Below are 18,913 nucleotides of genomic sequence, written 5' to 3' on the forward strand. Positions count from 1 at the left end.
CTGACTTCCCGCCGCCTTGCGCGGCGGGATTTTTTTGTGCGCTTGTTTCGTGCGTCCCAGCCAAAACAAACCCGCCCGATCGCTCGGGCGGGTTGCTCGCTCTAATGGGTGATACGTTACTGCGTGTCAGGCAAATCGAGCGCGGGTTGCTGTGTATTGCCGCCCTGCGCCACCAGCACGCGAATCTTTCCCGGCACGAGTTGCGAGACGGCATTGCCGGATGGCAGCGTCGTCACGAGCCAGTCCGCGTTGTTGCCAAGGTTGAACGATGCCGATTTGTACACCGGCGTCTTCGATCCCGGTAGCGTTGCGATCAGTTGATAGGTCCCGCCTGAGAAATAGAGCGAATCCTGCGTGGAAGCCGGCACCGCGTTCTTGAAGGCGACGCCCGCCATCGTCGGGCTGACCGCCGTGATGTCCGTTCCGGGCGCGACGAGATACAGATCGAGATTCGGCGCATTCGTCGATGCGTTGAACGCCCGCACGCGTGCGCTGTTCGACAGCAGCCCCTTGTCGAACGGATCGTCGATGACTGCAATCGACGGCGCCAGCCCCGCTTCCGGCAGCGCAATCACGGTGTATTCGTGGCCCTTTGCCGCATTGCCGACTGTCGTGTCGGTGGCGAGCTGGGTGGTGGTGTTGACGGCGGCATAGGAAAAGTTGTGCTGGCCGGTGTCGATGTTTGCGAAGTTCGTCACCGCCTTGTACGCCAGATTCCCTTGCAGCACCTTGCCGTTGTCATAGAAGTCGACGTTCGGGCCGCCCGGTATCGCGTGGATGAAATGAACCTGCGCTTGCGTGAGGCCGAGTTCCTTGCCGACGTCGTCCGAACCGCCACAAGCGGACAGGATCGAAGCGACAGCGGCGAGCGCCGTCACAGTGCGGATGAGCTTCATATGCCACCTTCCTTGTTCTGATTGTCGATATCTGGATGGGCCGCTACGACGTGCCGTATCCCTTCGGAACGACACACGTCGCGGGCGCCGGACATGAGCAGCGTCTATGCCCAAGCGCCGTGCAAAAAAGCCGCAGGTCAGCTCGAATGCCTTGCCGGGCAAGGTTTCGTCAATCGTTAGAGGAATCGTTCGGGTCGCCTGAATGACCGCAACAGAGGAGCGGCGAGGCGCAATCCTTACCAATCGGGAAGGCAGGAAATGCTCAGGCTACTCCCCGCCGCCGGCGATCAAACCAGAACGACAACCCCACGCTAATCAGAATGACGACGGTAGCGACAACCGTCCACTGCGTGATGGCTTCCCCAAGCAGCACCGCCCCCAGCAGCACCGCAACGATCGGATTCACGTAGAGGCAACTCGTCGCGACGATCGTGCTGGTGTGGCGAATCAGAAAGTTATACGCGACGTACGCGGCCATCGACCCGATCAGCATCAGATACAGAAACGACACGCCCGCGCCAAAGCCGACATGCGTCAGACGCTCGCCCGCCATCAGCGCGATGCCCGTCGCAATCAGGCCACCCAGGCCGATCTGCAGCGCCGTCGACATCAGAAGATCGGACGGCTGTCTTAGCCGCCCCGCGAGATGCGCGCCGCCCGCCCAGAAGATCGCGGCGCAGAGAATCGCGAGCGTGCCGTGCGTCGAACCGGGCGAAGGATCGCCATGATTCAACACCACGATGCCCACAAGCCCGAGCGCCACCGCGAACCACTCCCCCTTCGCCACTGCGCGGCCGGCGAGCGCGGTGAAGATGGTCGCGAAGAGCGGCACGGTCGCCACCATGACCGCCGCCGTGCCGGTGCCGACAGTGCGCATGCCGTAGGCCATCATTCCGCTCGAAAGACCTTCGAGCAAGGTGCCGACGATCGCCGCATTGCGAACTTCATGCGCGCTCGGCAGCACCGCCTTGCGATGCAGACCGATCGCAAATAGCCCGATGCCCGCGCAGAGATTGCGCAGGCCGCCGAGCATCAGCGGCGGAAACGATTCGAGCGCCAGATGGATGCCGAGATAGGTCGATCCCCAGACGAGATAGACGACGGCGAGCGCGAGCACGACTTGTCCCCGGAAAGAGCGAGGCGCGCGAAACGGAAAGCGATCGGGAAAAGAGAACGGCAGACGCGGCATCGGAGTGGACATGCTCACTCCGCAAAAACCGCGTGGCGCATGGCGCTTGCGGAAACAACCGAAAAACTCACAGCGCGACGCCCGCACGACGGTGCAGGACGATGAAAACACAACGGCATGATGATGCGAAGGAAGGGCGGTCGAGAGGCGAACGAAGAGCGGCGGCGGTCGCGAAACCGCGCTTCGGGTAATCACCTAAAACGCGGCGCCCGCCATTATGCAGGAACGGCGCGACGCGATGCGGCCGTTTTCGGGATGGTTGTCAACGCACCACGGTGCGGTGTATCGTGGCGGCTGCTAACGCGGGGGTCCTGCGCTGCACATCGCGATTTCGAATCGGCACCACCGGTCGAATCGCCCGTGCCACGTGGGTGAGAAATACCCTTTGAACCTGATCTGGATAATGCCAGCGCAGGGAAGCGTTCGGGCACTGCGGCTCTCGAATGACCTACCGCCGCATCTTCAGCGCCCGACCTTTCCATCTCGTTCCTCCCTGTTTAGCTCCTGAGTCAGCCGAGCTTGCCCATGCTCGCGCTGGAATTTTCGTCCCTGCAGGAGACATACAGCACATGAATGCCAATCCGAAGTTTCTGTCTGAAAACGCTGTCGTCGATGCCGCCGCCATCGCGCCGCTGCCGAACTCGCGCAAGGTCTACGTGAGCGGATCGACACCGGACATCCGCGTGCCGATGCGCGAAATCACGCAATCCGATACGCCCGACGGCTTCGGCGGCGAGAAAAATCCGCCGGTGTACGTGTACGACACATCGGGTCCGTACACCGATCCCGACGCGAGCATCGACATCCGCTCCGGCCTGGCCGCACTGCGCGCCGGCTGGATCGAGAAGCGCGGCGACACCGAAGAACTCGCGGGCCTGTCGAGCGAATTCGGCCGCGAGCGCGCCGCCGATCCGAAGACCGCGGAACTGCGTTTCCCCGGCCTGCATCGCAAGCCGCGCCGCGCGGTCGCGGGCAAGAACGTCACGCAGATGCATTACGCACGCGCGGGCATCGTCACGCCCGAGATGGAATTCATCGCGATCCGCGAAAACCAGCGGCGCGCCGAGTATCTCGAAAGCCTGAAGGCGAGCGGTCCGAACGGCGAAAAGCTCGCGCAGATGATGGGCCGCCAGCATCCCGGCCAGGCGTTCGGCGCGGCAGCGTTCGGCAAGGACGCGCTGAAGGCGATCACGCCCGAGTTCGTGCGCGAGGAAGTGGCGCGCGGCCGCGCGATCATCCCCGCGAACATCAATCACCCGGAGAGCGAGCCGATGATCATCGGCCGCAACTTCCTCGTGAAGATCAACGCGAACATCGGCAATTCGGCGGTGAGCTCGTCGATCGGCGAAGAGGTCGACAAGATGACGTGGGCGATCCGCTGGGGCGGCGACACGGTGATGGACCTGTCGACCGGCAAGCACATCCACGAGACGCGCGAGTGGATCATCCGCAATTCGCCGGTGCCGATCGGCACGGTGCCGATCTATCAGGCGCTCGAGAAGGTCAACGGCAAGGCCGAAGACCTCACGTGGGAAATCTTCCGCGACACGCTGATCGAGCAGGCAGAACAAGGCGTCGATTACTTCACGATCCACGCCGGCGTGCGCCTGCAATACGTGCCGCTGACGGCGAACCGCATGACGGGCATCGTGTCGCGCGGCGGATCGATCATGGCGAAGTGGTGCCTCGCGCATCACAAGGAGAGCTTCATCTACGAGCACTTCGAGGACATCTGCGAAATCATGAAGCAATACGATGTCTCGTTCTCGCTCGGCGACGGCCTGCGCCCCGGCTCCATCTACGACGCCAACGACGAAGCCCAGCTCGGCGAACTGAAGACGCTCGGCGAACTGACGCAAGTCGCGTGGAAGCATGACGTGCAGGTGATGATCGAAGGTCCGGGCCACGTGCCGATGCAGCTCATCAAGGAGAACATGGACCTGCAGCTGCAATGGTGCGACGAGGCGCCCTTCTACACGCTCGGGCCGCTGACCACGGACATCGCACCGGGCTACGATCACATCACGTCGGGCATCGGCGCGGCGATGATCGGCTGGTTCGGCACCGCCATGCTCTGCTATGTCACGCCGAAGGAGCATCTCGGCTTGCCGAACAAGGACGACGTGAAGGAAGGCATCATCACGTACAAGCTCGCGGCGCACGCGGCCGATCTGGCGAAGGGTCATCCGGGCGCGCAGGTGCGGGACAATGCGCTCTCGAAGGCGCGCTTCGAGTTCCGCTGGGAAGACCAGTTCAATCTGGGCCTCGATCCCGACAAGGCGCGCGAATTCCACGATGAAACGCTGCCGAAGGACTCGGCCAAGGTCGCGCATTTCTGCTCGATGTGCGGCCCGCATTTCTGCTCGATGAAGATCACGCAGGACGTGCGGGACTTCGCGGCCAAGCAAGGCGTCAGCGAAACCGATGCGCTCACGCACGGCATGCAGACGAAGGCGATCGAGTTCGTGAAGAAGGGAGCGGAGATTTACCAGCCGACCTGATGTTGCTGCTGTCTGACCAGGAAAAGCCTGTCGCGCCTGACGTGCGGCAGGCTTTTTTCGTCGGCGCGCAAAGGCACGCAGGCACCTTTCCTGCTCTTTACTGTATGAACCGGCAGCCTATGCGGTGCTGTTCGATGCGAGCCGCAGCCGTTTCACTTCATCATCGTATTGGAGAGTCGACATGAAAAACATCAAACAAATCGGCGCCGCTGCAATGGTCGTAGCACTCATGGCCGGCCTGACCGGCTGCGACAGCATGACCACTCGTCAACGCGATACCGCGATCGGCGCGGGCGTCGGCGCAGCGGGCGGGGCGGTGATCGGCGGCAGCGCGCTTTCGACGCTCGGCGGCGCGGCGGTCGGCGGGGTCATCGGCAATCAGGTTGGCAAGTAAGCAGACCTCACACGCGCGGCGCAACCGGTCCGGACCGCGCCGCTGTTTCAGACCTGTTACAAGACGCGGCTCCTTGCGATGCTTTGTCACACGAGTTCAGGCACGTGTCGCGAAACGATCGAGTAAGCTCCTTTGAACGGACCCGCTTGAGTCAAGAGTCCGGCAAGGCGCACGCAAGGAGCAGCACCATGATTCCCGTCCGCTTCACCACCACATCCAAAGCAGCCGTCACCGCGATCGCGGCGGGCATGCTCGTCAGCGGATGCTATTACCCTCCCTATCCGGATTATCCCGGCGCTTATTACTCCACCGTACCCACCGCGTACGCGCAACGCGAATTCGCGGTGCCGGCACAGGGCGCGTCGGGCGCGTCCGCAGCTCCCGCGCCGGGAGCAACATACGCAACCGCGCAAGTGCCGATGACGGAGTACTACGCGGTTCCTGCCTATCCGCCGTATCCGTATTACGCGCCCTATCCTGCTTATCCGGCCTACCCCGCTTATTACGGTTATCCGGCGATATCCATCGGCTTCGGATACTGGGGCGGCGGGTGCTGCTGGGGAGGCGGACACGGATGGCATGGCGGCGGCTGGCATGGGGGCGGCTGGCACGGCGGCGGCAGCGGTTGGCATGGCGGCGGTGGCGGCTACGGCGGCGGTCATGGCGGCGGCCGCCACTGAGTTGTTTCGCCGGCGTTACGAAAAACGCAGCTTCCTCGTCTGTTGCGCCTTTTGACGTAACAGACCTGCAACATTTTCCGACACAAGTCGCTCCCGCACGCGCCGCGCTGGTTAGAGTACAAAGCGCTCCTTCCTTTTCCGACAAGCCTCTGGCCCGATTCGCCAGACGATTGGCACGGTTCTGGCTATCAAGCTTCCTCATTTGCGCAACGCGACGGTACACCGCCGTCGCGAAACCATCGCTCTCGGGGAGTGGACATGATGGCCTTTGTGTTTTTCGTGCTGTGGATGCTTGCTTCTCTCGCGCTGCTGACCGTTTGGGTCTTCCGCCAAACGCCTCTGCCGGGCCGCGACGATACACCGCCCGCCGCAGCCGTCGAAGGCTGAAGGCACGGCATGCCTCCTCGTCAAGCGATACCACGCGCGTCGCGGCGCGCGTTCGTGCGTCGCAGCCGATAAGAACATTTCCCGCTTGACGGAGGCCATCGGTCACCTATTCTTAGGCTGCGCGTTACGCGGCTGCTTAAGGCCGATGAAGCATCGAAGTCCCCACGCGCCTCGCGGCTCGCCGCCGCGTGCCGACAAGAACGCGCAACCCGGTTCGCCGACTGCGGTCGACAGGAGACCTCGATGTTCCATCAGTTGCTCACCCCCGTCGCCAATTCGCTTGCGCTGTCGTTCATCGTGGCGGCGCTGCCGATCGCCGTCGTGCTCGTGCTGCTCGGCTGGGCGCGCCGGCCCGCGTGGCAGGCGTCGCTCGCGGGGCTGGTGGTCGCGCTCGTCATCGCGGTGGCGGCCTGGCACTTCCCGCTCAAGCTCGCGCTCAACTCGATCGCCGCGGGCGCGGTGTTCGCGCTATGGCCGGTGATGTGGATCGTGTTCGCCGCGATCCTGCTCTACAACGTCGCGCAACGCTCCGGGCGGTTCGAAGCGTTCCGTCTCTGGATGGTCGAAAACCTGCCGAACGACAGGCGTATCGTGCTGGTTGTCATCGGATTCTCGTTCGGCGCGCTGCTGGAAGGCATCTCGGGCTTCGGCACGCCGATCGCCATCACCAGTTCGCTCCTGATCCTCCTCGGATTTCCGACGCTCGAAGCGCTCACCTTCACGCTGATCTTCAATACCGCGCCCGTGGCTTTCGGCGCGCTCGGCGTGCCGATTACCGTGCTAGGCGCGGTCACCCATCTCCCCACCGATGCGCTCGCCAAGATGGTCGGCCGCCAGTTGCCGTTCTTCGCCTTCTTCCTGCCGTTCTACGTGATCGGCATCTACGCGGGCTTTCGCAACATGTTGCGCGTGTGGCCCGTGCTGCTCGTGTCGGGCGCGAGCTTCGCGCTCACGCAGTACGTCACGTCGAACTACATCAGCTATGCCCTGACCGACGTGCTCTCCTCGCTCGTTTCGCTGATTTTGACGATCGCGTTCCTGCGCGTCTGGAAGCCCGCCGCCGACGAGCGCTTCGCCGTCAATGTGGATCGACTCGGCCAGACACGCGCGGCTATTTCGGGCGGACAAGGCTGGCTGCCGTGGATCGTCGTGTCGCTGGTGGTGATCGTGTGGACGGTCGCGAAAATCTTCCTGATCGGCGATGTGAAGGTTTCCTGGCCAGGACTCGACAAGGCCGTCTACATCACGCTGTACAACCAGCCGTACGGCGCGATCTGGGACTTCCAGCCGCTCGCGACGGGCACGGCGATTCTGGTCGCATCGATCATCACGGCGGCGCTCGTGCGGTTGCCCGTTCGCGAATACGGCGCGGCGATCGTCGATACGTGGGTGCAGACGCGCATCGCCATTTTCACGGTGGCGACGATCGTCGGACTCGCCTATCTGATGAACTACTCGGGCATGAACTACACGCTGGGTCTCGGCGTCGCATCGGTCGGACCGTTCTTTCCGCTCGTGTCCGCGTTTCTCGGCTGGGTGGCGGTCTTCCTCTCCGGCAGCGATACGTCGGGCAACGCGCTCTTCGGCAATCTGCAAGTGGTGGCGGCGCATCAGCTCAACCTGAACCCCGTGCTGATGGCGGCGACCAACTCGTCCGGCGGCGTGATGGGCAAGATGATCTCGCCGCAAAACATTTCGACGGGCGTCGCGACGACCGAGCTGAAGGGCAAGGAAGGGCTCGTCTTCGCGCGCACCTTCAAGCATTCGATTCTGCTGACGGTGATTCTGGGCGTGCTCGTCTGGCTGCAGCAGAACGTGCTGACGTGGATGATCCCGCCGCACTGACCCCGCATCTTGCGGTCTCATTCGCGGCGCGCTCTTCGGCGCCGCGCGCAGTGCTAACATGCGCGGACTTTTAATTAGTATCTCGAAGTCCGCCATCGTCATGTCCATCTCCAATTTGTTGCAATTGATCGTGCTCGCCGCATTGTGGGGCGCATCCTTCCTGTTCATTCGCGTGGGAGTCGCCGAGTTCGGCGTCGCGCCGCTCATGGCCATGCGCACCGGCATCGGCGCGCTGTTTCTGATCGTGATGCTGCTTGCACGCCGCAACGTCGCCGCCACCCTCGGCACGATGCGGCGGCGCGCGCTGCCGCTTTTCGTGGTCGGCATCCTCAATTCGGCCGCGCCGTTTTGCCTGTTTGCATTCGCGGAGCTGACGCTGTCGGCGGGCGCGACGTCTGTCATCAATGCGACGACGCCGCTCTTTGGCGCGCTCGTCGCCTACGTGTGGCTGAAGGACCGGCTGACGACGATGCGCAGCATCGGCATGGCGATCGGCTTCGCGGGCGTGGTGCTGCTCGTGTGGAACCAGATCGCGACAGACGGGGCGGCATCGGCCGGGCTGCCCGTTCAGGGCATGCTGGCGGCGGCCGCCGCGCTCGGGGCATCGGCGCTGTACGGCGTGGCAGGCAACTTTGCGAAGAAGTATCTGATGGATATCGATGCGACCGCCAACGCCGCCGGCAGCATGATCGGCGCGACCATCGTGCTCGCGCCGATCGCCCTGCTGACGTGGCCCGCGACGCCGATCTCCGCGCATGCGTGGTCGGCGGTCATCGCGCTCGGGGTCTGCTGCACGGGCATCGCCTATTTTCTATACTTCCGGCTCGTGGCGGCGGCGGGCCCTGCACGCGCGATGACGGTGACCTTCGTCATTCCGCTCTTCGGCATTCTCTGGGGCGCGCTGTTCCTGAGCGAGCACGTATCGCTCGTCATGCTCGAAGGCTGCGCTGTCGTGCTGGTGGGCACGGCGCTCGCGACGGGAATCGTGAAGCACGTTCCGTTTCTCACGCGGCGGAGCATCGCGCGGTGACGGATTGCTGAGCATCGCGCGGTGCGCATGGCGCGGCATCGCGCGACGATGGACGGCAAGGCGCTTGCCTCCCTATTCGCCTCGTACCGCGCCCCGTCCTGCCTTCACCGCTCCCCGCCTGACCTTCCCCTCGACCCGGCGCACCTGCGACGCCCGCGTCGGCTTCGTCGCGATGCGCTTGCGCCGGGTGACGCTGACGCTGCGAATCATCTCGTCGAGACGCGCGAGCGCCGCCGCGCGATTCATGTCCTGCGTGCGATGTTCCTGTGCCTTGATGACGATCACGCCTTCGCGCGTGACGCGGCTGTCGGACAGCGCGAGCAGTCTCGCCTTGATGTGCTCCGGCAGTGACGACGCGCGGATGTCGAAGCGCAAATGAATCGCGCTCGACACCTTGTTGACGTTCTGCCCGCCCGCGCCTTGCGCACGCACGGCGGTCAGCTCGATTTCGCCTGGCGGCACCACGAGACTATCGCTCATGGGTGACACTCCTTCGTTCAGGATCGATGGTGCAGGCGCATCAGCCGCGCCATTCTCGCGGCGAGACCGGAATCGCGACGCGTCGGCGCATCGACGGCCTGCGCGAAAATCGCCGCCGAGCCGATGACTTCGATACGGCGCTTCGCCCGCGTGATCGCCGTATAGACCAGCTCGCGCGACAGCACGCGCACGAAGCTGCCGGGCAGCACGAGCGCCGCGTGCTCGAACTCCGAGCCTTGCGATTTGTGGACGGTCAGCGCGAACGCCGTGTCGTGCGGCGGCAGCGCAGCCGGCGATACATGACGCAGCGAGCCATCCGCCATGCGGAACGCGACGCGCAGCGCGCCGTTCGGCCCCGGCAGCGCAATGCCGATATCGCCGTTGAAGAGCCCGAGCGCATAGTCGTTGCGCGTGACGATCACCGGCCGTCCAGCGAACCACTGTGCTCCGATTGCAAGCGCAATGCCCGCCTGCTCGCGCACCTTCGACGCGATACGCGCGTTCACTTCGTCGACGCCGCGCGGCCCCTTGCGTGTCGCGCACAGCACGCGGAAGCGATTGAGCGCATCGAAGAGCCGGGCTTCATCGGATGGCGCGTGCTCCGCTTGCAGCATCGACGCGAGCGCATCAGCGTAGGGCGCGAATCCTTTCGCCAGATGAGCGAGCGTGCGGTCCGATAGCGTGGCGTGACCGTCGTCCAGCAGCACAGCGGCGGGCGCTTCAGGTGCGGCCGACTGCTTTGCGTCGAGCGCGAGGAGCGCGGCTTGCGCATCGCCGTTGCGGATTGCGATCGACAGGCGGCCGATCGCCGAATCCAGCCCGAAGCGGTAATTGCGCGCGAGCCAGACGACGCTGTCGGTGAGCGGGGCGTCGTCGCGGGCGTCGGGCGCATCGTGGGAGCCGGTGTCTAGCGTGGCGAACAGGTCGGCGTAGCCTTCGTCGGCATGCGGTGCGCCGTCGGGATCGGCGCGAGCGCCCCACGCATCGGACGAAGCCGCGAAAGGCGATTCGCTCGCGCGGGCGTCGGAGTTCGAGAACAAATCGCCCTGGTTCTCGCCTTGTGCGCTGGATGCATCGCCCTCTACGTCGCCCGGAAAAAAGTCGCCGTAGCCCTCGTCATTCGCATCGGATTGCGCGAGCGACGCATCGTCCATCCTCGCGTGGGCCGCTGCGTTCCCGCGCCCGTCGCCGCCGCCGGCAGACTTGACGCCGTCAGGCAACGCCGCCCGAAACCGCGCCAGTTCCACGCCCAACGCGCCCGCGATCCGCCCCGCGCCCGCCTCGCTGAACGATGGCTGCGCGCTCAGTTCCGCGAACACCGCGCCCGCTTCGACCGCCGAGAGCTGATCCTTGTCGCCGAGCATCACGAGCCGGCTCGACTCTGCGACCGCTTCGAGCAGATGCGCCGCGAGCGCGACATCGATCATCGACGCCTCGTCGACCACGATCACGTCATAGGGCAACGGATTGTCGCGATGATGCCGGAAGCCGCCGTCCGGCAGCACGCCGAGCAAGCGCTGCAACGTGAAGGATGTGCGCGGCAGCCGCGCGGCCAGCTCGGGCGGCAGCTTGTCCGCCCGCTCGATCAACGCTTCCTGCATGCGCTGCGCGGCCTTGCCCGTCGGTGCGGCGAGCGCGATGCGCAAGCCCGGATCGGCGTCGAGCAGACACGCGAGCACGCCGACCACGGTCGTCGTCTTGCCCGTGCCCGGCCCGCCGCTCACGATCGTCAGCCTGCCCGCGAGCGCAACGAACGCGGCGACGCGCTGCCAGTCGATGTCGTCATTGGCCGTGCCTTCCCCGAAGTAGCGCGCGATCCGCTCCGCCTGCTGCGCAAGCTCCCGCTGCGACACGTGGATTCGCGCGCCGCGCGCCCGTTCGACCAGCGCCACCGCGAGCCGCCGCTCGTAATCGAAGTAGCGCGCGAGATAGAGCCGCCCGTCCTCGTCGATGACGAGCGGCCGAAGACTTGCCGCATCGAAGCGCGCCTCGGTGCGGGCAAACGTCGCGACGCCGCTTGCGAGCAGCGCATCGCGTGCTTCGCGCAGGTTCTCGCCGTGACGCCGTGCAAGCGCGGCAAGCGGCATGCAGACGTGTCCGAGCGCCGTCGCCCGGCTGATGGCAAGCGCCGCACGCTCGGCCCACGCGATCGCCCGCGCGTCCGCACCCGACCATCGTGACAGTTCGCCGATGCGCCGCGCGAAACCTTCGGCAAGCGCGGCGCTTTCGTCGGCAAAGGCCGACGCAGCCGACTCCCCGGCGTTCACGGCTTCGATCGTGCTCATGCCGCGCCTCCCGACATCACCCGGTCGAGCGCCTCGACCAGTGCCAGCGGCGGCCGCCCGCGATGCACGCCGCTCGCCGCGTCGCGGTCGCGCCACTCGGGACGCACGCCGCGCACGAACAGATACAGGTAACCGCCGACATGCGTCTCGTAGTCGTAATCAGCGAGCCGCGCACGCAGGTACCGGTGCAGCGCGACGACATAGACAAGCGCCTGCAGGTGATACGCGTGATGCGCCATCGCCTCGGCAAGCGGCGCGGCGCCGTAGTGTTCGGCGGCATCGCCCAGATGATTCGACTTCCAGTCGATGATCCAGTAACGCCCGCCGTGCAGCACGATCATGTCGATGAATCCCTTGATGAAGCCTCGCAGCGCGCCCGTTTCGAGCGCGACATCGGGATAGCCGTGCGCGGACAGCAGCCGCCGCAGCGCCGGAAAATCCAGCGACGGCGCCGGGAACAGAAACTCCAGCTCGTTCATGCGCCGCCCGTTGGCGATGCCCGACAGCCGCATACCCGGCGTGATCTCGCTTTCGAGCGTGTCGGCGAGCAGGCGCAGCATCATCGGCCGAAGACGCTGGGCGAGCGGCGCGGGCGCGGGAACCGGATACTCGCGCAGCGCGTCCTCGACCGCCTTGGGCCACGTCGACGGCTGTGTGAAATCCGCAAGCTCGTACATGCGATGCAGACATTCGCCCGCCGCCGCGCCGCGCGGAAACGCGAGGATGTCGTCGTCGGCGAGCGCGGATTCGTCGCGGGAAGGCGGCGCTTGCACGAGCGTTGGAGCGGTATCGGCGAGTTCGTCGTGATCGGGGCGCGCCTCGGCGGGCTGCGACTGATTCGCCTCTTCGCGCGCGCCCGCCGCCACCAGTGAACTGAAACTCGCCATGCGCCAGCGATCGCGCAACAGGCGGCGGTTGGTGCGCGCGGCGATCTCGTGCGTGCCGCGCTCGACGGCGGCAAGCGGCTCGCGCCGGTCGATGACGGGCAGCGGCGTCACGCCGATCGCGCCTTCGGCCTGACCTTCCAGCGCGCGCCACGCCGCGACGATGCCCGCTTCGTCGGGCGGTTCGTCGCAGAACGCATCGAAGTCCTGACCCGCGCCCGCGGCGAGCCAGTTCAGCACGCTTCTGCGCGATTCCTTCGTCGACTTGTTCGACATGTTCGAGATATAAACGCCCGCGACCACGTAGCAGCGATACACCGCCCGCGTCAGCGCCACATAGACGAGCCGCGCCCGCTCGGCAGCCTGCTCGCGTGCGATGGTCGCGCCGATTCCCTGCGCTTCGTCGTCATCGATTCCATAGTGCAGCACGGCTTCGCCCGCGTCGTCGTGATACTCGCGGGCGTCGGGCAAGCCGGATTTCGAGGCGTCGCGCGCCGTGCCGTCGTTCAGGAACGGACAGAACACGACCGCGTATTCGAGGCCCTTCGACTTGTGGATCGTCACGATCTGCACGAGATTGCGGTCGGATTCGAGGCGCAATTGCGCGTCTTCGCCGCCGCCCTGCTGCGCGCGCTGCGCGGCCAGCCAGCGCAAGGTCGGCGCGATGCCCGGCTGTTGCGCCGAGCGAGCCTGCAGCAGTTCCGCGAGATGGTTCACGTTCGTGAGCCTGCGCTCGCCGTCCGCGCGCGCGACGAGCCGCGCCGCAATCGACAGTTCCCGCGCGAGCGTGCGCCACATCACCGCGAAGCCGCGCTCGTGCCAGATCGTCCGATAGCGCGAGAATCTCTCGACCCAGCTCGTCGAATCGCTGGAGCCGCTTTCTTCCGTCGATGCCGCGTGCTCCAGACGCCACAGCGCGGCGGCGTCCAGCCCGAACCAGTCGGTCGCGAGCGCGGCGCGCAAGCGGCGCAAGTCGCCGGGCGTGTCGATGGCGGCGAGCACGCGCTCGATCTGCTCGGCGTCGAGCGAGCCGAACACCGACGCCTGCGCCAGTTCCACGCTGCCGATACCCCACGCCGCCAGCACGCGCTTGACGAGACTGCCTTGCCGATGCGTCTGCACGAGCACGGCGATATCGCCCGCACTGAGCGCCTCGTCGCCGATGCGCACTTCACCGCGCGCCGCGCCTTTCAGCAGCCGCGCGATTTCGGCGGCGCACGCCTCGGCCGCTTCGCGCTGCGCGTTGGCCTTCGACAGCGCCGCATCGCCGTGCGGCAGCATCCACACGCAGAAATCCGCGATATCGGAGTAGGCGGCGGCGGGCGTCGCATCGACGAACGGTCCGCGTGAACGCGTGCCCGCGCGCACCGGCTGATAGTCGAGGCCTTCGAGAATGAACGCCGACGGATTCGCGCCGAACACGCGATTGCACGCCTCGATGATGCGCGCCGTCGAACGCTGGTTCACCGCGAGCGTGTAACGCGCGCTCGCGCCGTCGCGCGCGGCGAGATACGTGTGCAGGTCGGCGGCGCGAAAGCTGTAGATGGCCTGCTTCGGATCGCCGACCAGAAAGAGCGGTCCATGCGGCGCGAACACGCGGTTGAAGATCGCGTATTGCAGCGGATCGGTGTCCTGGAATTCGTCGATGAGCCCCGCCGGATAACGCTCGCGCAACGCCTGCGCGAGCCACGCGTGCCGGACGAGCGCGTGATGCAGGTTCGACAACAGATCGTCGAAGGACACCACGCGCCGCGCCCGCTTTCTCGCCGACAGTTCGGCCGGCGCGTAGTCGAGCCATTCGCGCACGATGTCGAGCCACATCGCACGCTGCGCGGCTTCGGCTGCGGCGGCCGACGCGGCGAGCGTCTCGGCATGCTCGAAGAACGGATGCGCGGGCGGCGTGTGCTTGACCTTGGTGCCCTTCGCGAGCGCCGATGCGGTGATCTTCAGCGCCTCCTTCGGCGGCTCTGCGTGACAATCGGCATCGGCGAAATATTCGGCCCATGCGTCGAGGGCGGCTTCGATCATCGAGCGCTTGTGCGAGGTCTGCTTCAGCATCGCCTCGGCGTCGAAGAGCAGCTTGGCGATCGCGCCGCGCTCGGCGTTCCACACCGCGCACGCTTCGTCGAAAAGCGCTTTCGCATCGACGGCTTCCGCTGCAGGTTCCGCCTCGCTCTTGCCCCAGCGCAACGTCGCGAGCGGCTTCTTGAGCCGCCGCGCCAGTTGCGCATCGAGCGATGCCGGTCCCGCGCCCTTCGCGACGAGCCACGACGCGAACGACGGCGTGCGCGCGGCTGCCGGCTCGACGCGCTCGCGCCAGAAATCGGCGGCAAGCTCGAAGCGCAGCGCGCTGTCGTCGGCTTCCATGTCGAACGCGAACGGCATCGCGGCGGCGAACGGCGCTTCCTGCAGCGCGCGCTGGCAGAACGCGTGGATCGTGTGGATCGCGGCCTGATCGAAGGTATGCAGCGCGATGCGAATACGCTGCAGCGCCTCGTTCGGATCAATGTCGGCGAGCGTGGTCTCGAAAAGCCGCTCGATGAACGGATCGCCGGCTGCATCGCCGTTTTCGATGGCATGCGCGACGCCCGCGAGCCGCGTGCGAATGCGCTCGTGCAGTTCGGCGGTCGCGGCCTTCGTGAAAGTGACGACGAGAATGCGCTCGACGCTCAACTGCTTCTCGAGCAGAAGGCGCACGTAGAGCGCGCAGATGTTCCACGTCTTGCCGGTTCCGGCGGATGCTTCGATCTGGTTGACGCCGTCGAGCGGACAGGAGAAGACGTCGAGTTTCTGGACGGCTTCGGTGTTCACGGACTGGATTGCTGTCGTCATCATGCGTCGCGTTGCAGGTGTTGCCGAAGCGGCTCGAAAACGATGCGCGCGAGCGCCGCGAAGCGGTCGTCGAGCCCAAGCGATTCGCCGCGAAACGCGATGCGATAAACCGGATCGTCCGATTCCGCGCGCACGCGGTCCGATTCCCACGCGCCGTACGCCTTCGCATCGCCTTCGGTCATCTTGAGCCACGCGCTCTTCGGGAAGAAACGCAGCGGCATGCGCCGGCCTGCGCGATACAGCGCCGCGAGCGCGGCGAGATGCGCGAGCGGATCGGCGACAGGCGTCAGTTCGAAATCCGACGACTGCGCGCCGCGTCCGTGCCAGATCGTGCGGCGCGGGCCGTCCGGCAGCGCCGCGCAATAGGCCAGATGCGCGAGCCACGCGGACAGGTAATCGTGGGCGCGCGGCTGGTCGTAACGGTAGATCACCTGGCCTTGCGGCGTCAGGCGATTGAGCGTGCCGGAAAGCGTGAGCGGCCGCTCGTCGATGAGCGCGTCGTCGTGCGGGCCGAAGAGCGCGACGCCGCCCGTGTCGGGCCAGCGCGGCGCCACGTCGAGCGAGAACGGCAAGCGCGTCGCGCCCTCCGCCACCGACGTGCGGATGCGGTCCGCGAGATGCGCGAGCGCGTGCATCTCGCGCGTCTGCCAGACGGCGCCCGTCGCGCCACCGGGCATTTCGGGGCTCGTGCGCGCAACGTGACGCGCGCGCTCGCGGGCGTGGTGCACGACGTGGTCTTCCGCTTCGAGCAGCGACGGCAGCACGCGCCCGGCGAGCGCATCGCGTCCTGCGAAGCCGAGTTCGAACGGCTCGGTCATATCCAGTTCGGCTTCGGCATCGACGAGCGCAATGCCCAGCCGATCCCGCAGCAGCGCGCGCGCAGGATGCCGCCAGAAGCGCACGAAATCGTCGAAGGCGACGGTAGCCGCTTCGTCGTCTTCGGGCGGCAGCGGCGATGCGAAGAACGGCGCGCTTCCGTGCACGCGCCCCGCCGCCAGCACCCGCGCCAGTTCCGCGCGCTCCGGCTCGTAGGTGAAGAGACGGCCCGCCGGCTCGAAATACTCGGGCGCGAACGGCTGCAGCGGATGCTCGCGCACGAACGACGCCCGCGCCTTTGCCAGTTCGTCCGGCGCGGCATGCTTGCCCGCGACGGCTTCGGCGAGATGGTCGAGCAATTCGTCGATGAGCGCGGCGGGCGGCAGCACGGCGTTGTCGCGGATGCTGCGCCCGGTGTAGGCGATCAGCAGCCGGTCGCGCGCCGCGAGCATCAGGTCGAGAAAGAGATTGCGTTCGTCGTCCCGGCGCTGCCGGTCGCCCAGCTTGCCGAAGCTCGCCATCAGGTCGAATTCGTCGGCGCGCGTGAGGCTCGGCAACATGCCGTCGTCCATGCCGAGCAGACAGACCACGCGATACGGCAGCCCGCGCAAGCTCGTCAGCGACGAGAACGTGACGCCGCCCCACGGCACGCCGCCGCGCGCGGGATCGTCGAGCGTATCGGTGAGCGCGGTGCGGATCACCGCAGCCGATACCTCCGTGTCGCGCGCGCCTTCTTCCATCGCGACGATCAGCGCATCGATCGCATGGCGCACGTCGCCGATGGTGTCGTTGAACGCGACGCCGGCATCGAAGAAACGCGCGAGCGCATCGAGCAGCAAGTCGCCCCACGCGCGCGCGGTGCGGGGCGTCTCGATCTGCGCGGCGAAGGCGTCGATATCGTCGATGAAGCGTGTGAGGCGTCCGAGCAACTCCGCCTCCGAACCCTGCGCGCCCTCGACGGGCAGCCATTCCGCGACCGGCGCGCCGCCGCCCGGCAGCGCGTAGCCGAGATAGAGACGCGTGAGCGCATCGGCGAAGGTGTGACGCGCGGCGGGCACGTGCTCGCCGGCGGCTTCCGCCGGACGCAAGCCCCGGCGCGCGCCCGCCGCCGAGAGCCACTCCTGCGCCGTTTCGAGCGATGGCGCGTCGATGCCGTAGCGTGTCGCGATTGCATCGACGCGCAGCCATTCGATCAGCTCCGGCGCGCCGACGCCGCGTTCCGCGAGGGCGAGCCAGTCGAGCATCGCGCGCGCGACCGGGTTGGCCTGCGAAGGCGGCAAGCCGGTGATGCGATAGGGAATGCGCCTGCGCTCGTTGCTCGCGCCGGCGGGCGCGGTGCCGAACACGCCGTCGATGAGCGGGCCGGCCACCGCCAGATCGGGAAACGCGACGAGCACATCGGACGGCTCGAGTCCCTCTATCTCGTCGAACCAGTCGAGCAGGCGGTCGTGCAGCACTTCGAGCTGACGCGAGAGGCTATGGCAGACATGCACTTCCACGCCCGTCTCGACGATGTCTTCCGGCTGCGGCCCGGCGTTCTCTTCGTCGAGCGTCAAAATGCCGTTCTGCACGCGCGCAAGCCATGTCGGCGCGGTGTTCTCTTCGAACAGCTCGCGCTCGCTCGATGCCGCGCTTTCGGTAAGCTCGTGCAGCATGTGAAGCTGCGCCTGCGTCTGACGGCCCCACTCCGCGAGCAGCGAATGCCCGACTTCCTGAAAATGCGCCTCGCCCTTCAGTTCGAGCTGCTCGACGCGCGCCTGGCTCACGATATCGAACCAGAATTCGCGGCACGGGTTGAGCGCGTAGATGCGCACGTCGATCCAGCGCGACAGCTCGCGCAGCAACGCGATGTGCAGCGGCGGCATCGTCGGCAGCGCAAACACGCTGATGCGGCTCGGCCATTCGGCGCGCATCGCGGTATCGAGATCGAAGCGCGGCGCGTCGGCCAGAAAGCGATACGCGGGCGGCGTCGGATCTTGCCCGGAGCCGGGCGTCGTCAGGTCGTCGAGCAGCGCGCGCCACAGCGCGGCCTGCCAGTGTTCGTCCTGGCGCTGGATCTCGCTCGCGCCCGCGAGACGCGGACCGCGCGCATCCGTCTCAGCACCGCCGCCCGCGAGGATCGAGCCGCCCGCCTGCCAGTGCGTGAGCCAGTCCGGGCGATAGGTCAGATAGTGGTCGAACACCGTCGCGATGCGGCGCGCGAGTTCGTAGCGCATGGAATCGTCGGCGGCGTCGAGATAGGTCGACAGGCGCGGCGCTTGTCTGAACGGCGGCTCGTCGAACAGGCGATAGCAGCGCCACGCGAGCCGGTCCGGCGCGAACGGCGAACGCTGGGGCACCGGCAGCACGCGCCCGATCTGCGCCCATAGCCATTGCGCGAGATAGCAAAAATCGACATTCGCGCAGATGCCGAGCCGCTCGGCCATATCCAGTTCGAGCCGCCGTCGCACGGCCGCGCTGGGCACGATGACCGACTCGCGCGCGAAAGGATTGCCCTCGCGCATCGCAAATGTGTCGAGATCCTCGAAAAGCGCGGCGGCAAGCGTTTCGTGACGGTTCGAATAGAAGAGTTCGAGCATGAAGGGCGGGATTGGATGCTGGCAAGCGAAGAAGCAGCGCGCAAAACGCAAAGCTTTGTCAAATCAAGCGCCAGCATAACAAAGCGACTTCGCGCCGAGAACCTGGCCGTTCGGC

General features: G+C 66.3%; 12 protein-coding genes and 1 riboswitch. Of the genes, 6 read left to right on the forward strand and 6 right to left on the reverse strand.

Translation table 11 applies throughout. The features are described from left to right. Positions 1-116 precede the first annotated feature (116 nt). Both AB6804_RS02190 and AB6804_RS02195 read right to left on the reverse strand, forming a co-directional pair. On the reverse strand, positions 117-896 hold the full coding sequence (locus tag AB6804_RS02190) for a DUF4397 domain-containing protein (RefSeq protein ID WP_370885045.1): 780 nt from the start codon (positions 894-896) through the stop codon (positions 117-119). 262 nt (positions 897-1,158) lie between these two features. Further along, a complete protein-coding gene (locus tag AB6804_RS02195) occupies positions 1,159-2,097 on the reverse strand; it encodes an EamA family transporter (RefSeq protein WP_370885046.1) in 939 nt (312 codons plus the stop codon). A 282-nt stretch (positions 2,098-2,379) separates the two neighbouring features. Then, a riboswitch (TPP riboswitch) is annotated at positions 2,380-2,521 on the forward strand. Positions 2,522-2,654: 133 nt separating this feature from the next. On the opposite strand from AB6804_RS02195, the gene thiC reads away from it, so the two are divergent. The 6 genes from thiC (at position 2,655) to AB6804_RS02225 (ending at position 8,922) form a co-directional block, all read left to right on the forward strand. Continuing rightward, complete coding sequence (thiC, locus tag AB6804_RS02200; RefSeq protein WP_370885047.1) at positions 2,655-4,586, forward strand: phosphomethylpyrimidine synthase ThiC; 1,932 nt, start codon at positions 2,655-2,657, stop codon at positions 4,584-4,586. Between the two features lie 181 nt (positions 4,587-4,767). Further along, positions 4,768-4,980, forward strand: a complete 213-nt coding sequence (locus AB6804_RS02205) for a glycine zipper 2TM domain-containing protein (protein WP_035960926.1) — start codon at positions 4,768-4,770, stop codon at positions 4,978-4,980. Positions 4,981-5,168: 188 nt separating this feature from the next. Beyond that, a complete protein-coding gene (locus AB6804_RS02210; RefSeq protein ID WP_370885048.1) occupies positions 5,169-5,660 on the forward strand; it encodes a hypothetical protein in 492 nt (163 codons plus the stop codon). A 258-nt stretch (positions 5,661-5,918) separates the two neighbouring features. Next, complete coding sequence (locus AB6804_RS02215; protein WP_268237931.1) at positions 5,919-6,047, forward strand: hypothetical protein; 129 nt, start codon at positions 5,919-5,921, stop codon at positions 6,045-6,047. 243 nt (positions 6,048-6,290) lie between these two features. Then, positions 6,291-7,892, forward strand: a complete 1,602-nt coding sequence (locus AB6804_RS02220) for an L-lactate permease (protein WP_370885049.1) — start codon at positions 6,291-6,293, stop codon at positions 7,890-7,892. 100 nt (positions 7,893-7,992) lie between these two features. After that, complete coding sequence (locus tag AB6804_RS02225) at positions 7,993-8,922, forward strand: DMT family transporter (protein ID WP_370885050.1); 930 nt, start codon at positions 7,993-7,995, stop codon at positions 8,920-8,922. Between the two features lie 72 nt (positions 8,923-8,994). Here AB6804_RS02225 and arfB read toward each other — a convergent pair whose 3' ends face one another. Genes arfB through recC form a run of 4 tightly spaced genes read right to left on the reverse strand, consistent with a single transcriptional unit; the run spans position 8,995 to position 18,798 of the window. Further along, positions 8,995-9,402, reverse strand: coding sequence for an alternative ribosome rescue aminoacyl-tRNA hydrolase ArfB (gene arfB / locus AB6804_RS02230; protein ID WP_035960910.1), 408 nt, complete (start codon positions 9,400-9,402; stop codon positions 8,995-8,997). 17 nt (positions 9,403-9,419) lie between these two features. After that, complete coding sequence (locus AB6804_RS02235; RefSeq protein ID WP_370885051.1) at positions 9,420-11,687, reverse strand: AAA family ATPase; 2,268 nt, start codon at positions 11,685-11,687, stop codon at positions 9,420-9,422. Next, positions 11,684-15,403, reverse strand: coding sequence for an exodeoxyribonuclease V subunit beta (recB, locus tag AB6804_RS02240; RefSeq protein ID WP_370885400.1), 3,720 nt, complete (start codon positions 15,401-15,403; stop codon positions 11,684-11,686). The genes AB6804_RS02235 and recB overlap by 4 nt, the downstream gene beginning before the upstream one ends. Beyond that, a complete protein-coding gene (gene recC / locus AB6804_RS02245; RefSeq protein WP_370885052.1) occupies positions 15,403-18,798 on the reverse strand; it encodes an exodeoxyribonuclease V subunit gamma in 3,396 nt (1,131 codons plus the stop codon). Before recC ends, recB begins: the two co-directional genes overlap by 1 nt. Positions 18,799-18,913: the final 115 nt, after the last annotated feature.

Origin of the sequence: Caballeronia sp. RCC_10 (assembly GCF_041360715.1) — a bacterium.
Classification (GTDB): Bacteria; Pseudomonadota; Gammaproteobacteria; order Burkholderiales; family Burkholderiaceae; genus Caballeronia; species Caballeronia grimmiae.

What these genes read in the sequence shown, in the direction of transcription:
- thiC (WP_370885047.1), top strand. Translation starts at nt 2,655, where the DNA reads ATGAATGCCAATCCGAAGTTTCTGTCTGAAAACGCTGTCGTCGATGCC.
- AB6804_RS02225 (WP_370885050.1), top strand. Translation starts at nt 7,993, where the DNA reads ATGTCCATCTCCAATTTGTTGCAATTGATCGTGCTCGCCGCATTGTGG.
- arfB (WP_035960910.1), bottom strand. Translation starts at nt 9,402, where the DNA reads ATGAGCGATAGTCTCGTGGTGCCGCCAGGCGAAATCGAGCTGACCGCC.
- AB6804_RS02195 (WP_370885046.1), bottom strand. Translation starts at nt 2,097, where the DNA reads ATGTCCACTCCGATGCCGCGTCTGCCGTTCTCTTTTCCCGATCGCTTT.
- AB6804_RS02220 (WP_370885049.1), top strand. Translation starts at nt 6,291, where the DNA reads ATGTTCCATCAGTTGCTCACCCCCGTCGCCAATTCGCTTGCGCTGTCG.
- recB (WP_370885400.1), bottom strand. Translation starts at nt 15,403, where the DNA reads ATGACGACAGCAATCCAGTCCGTGAACACCGAAGCCGTCCAGAAACTC.
- AB6804_RS02215 (WP_268237931.1), top strand. Translation starts at nt 5,919, where the DNA reads ATGATGGCCTTTGTGTTTTTCGTGCTGTGGATGCTTGCTTCTCTCGCG.
- AB6804_RS02210 (WP_370885048.1), top strand. Translation starts at nt 5,169, where the DNA reads ATGATTCCCGTCCGCTTCACCACCACATCCAAAGCAGCCGTCACCGCG.
- AB6804_RS02235 (WP_370885051.1), bottom strand. Translation starts at nt 11,687, where the DNA reads ATGAGCACGATCGAAGCCGTGAACGCCGGGGAGTCGGCTGCGTCGGCC.
- AB6804_RS02205 (WP_035960926.1), top strand. Translation starts at nt 4,768, where the DNA reads ATGAAAAACATCAAACAAATCGGCGCCGCTGCAATGGTCGTAGCACTC.
- AB6804_RS02190 (WP_370885045.1), bottom strand. Translation starts at nt 896, where the DNA reads ATGAAGCTCATCCGCACTGTGACGGCGCTCGCCGCTGTCGCTTCGATC.
- recC (WP_370885052.1), bottom strand. Translation starts at nt 18,798, where the DNA reads ATGCTCGAACTCTTCTATTCGAACCGTCACGAAACGCTTGCCGCCGCG.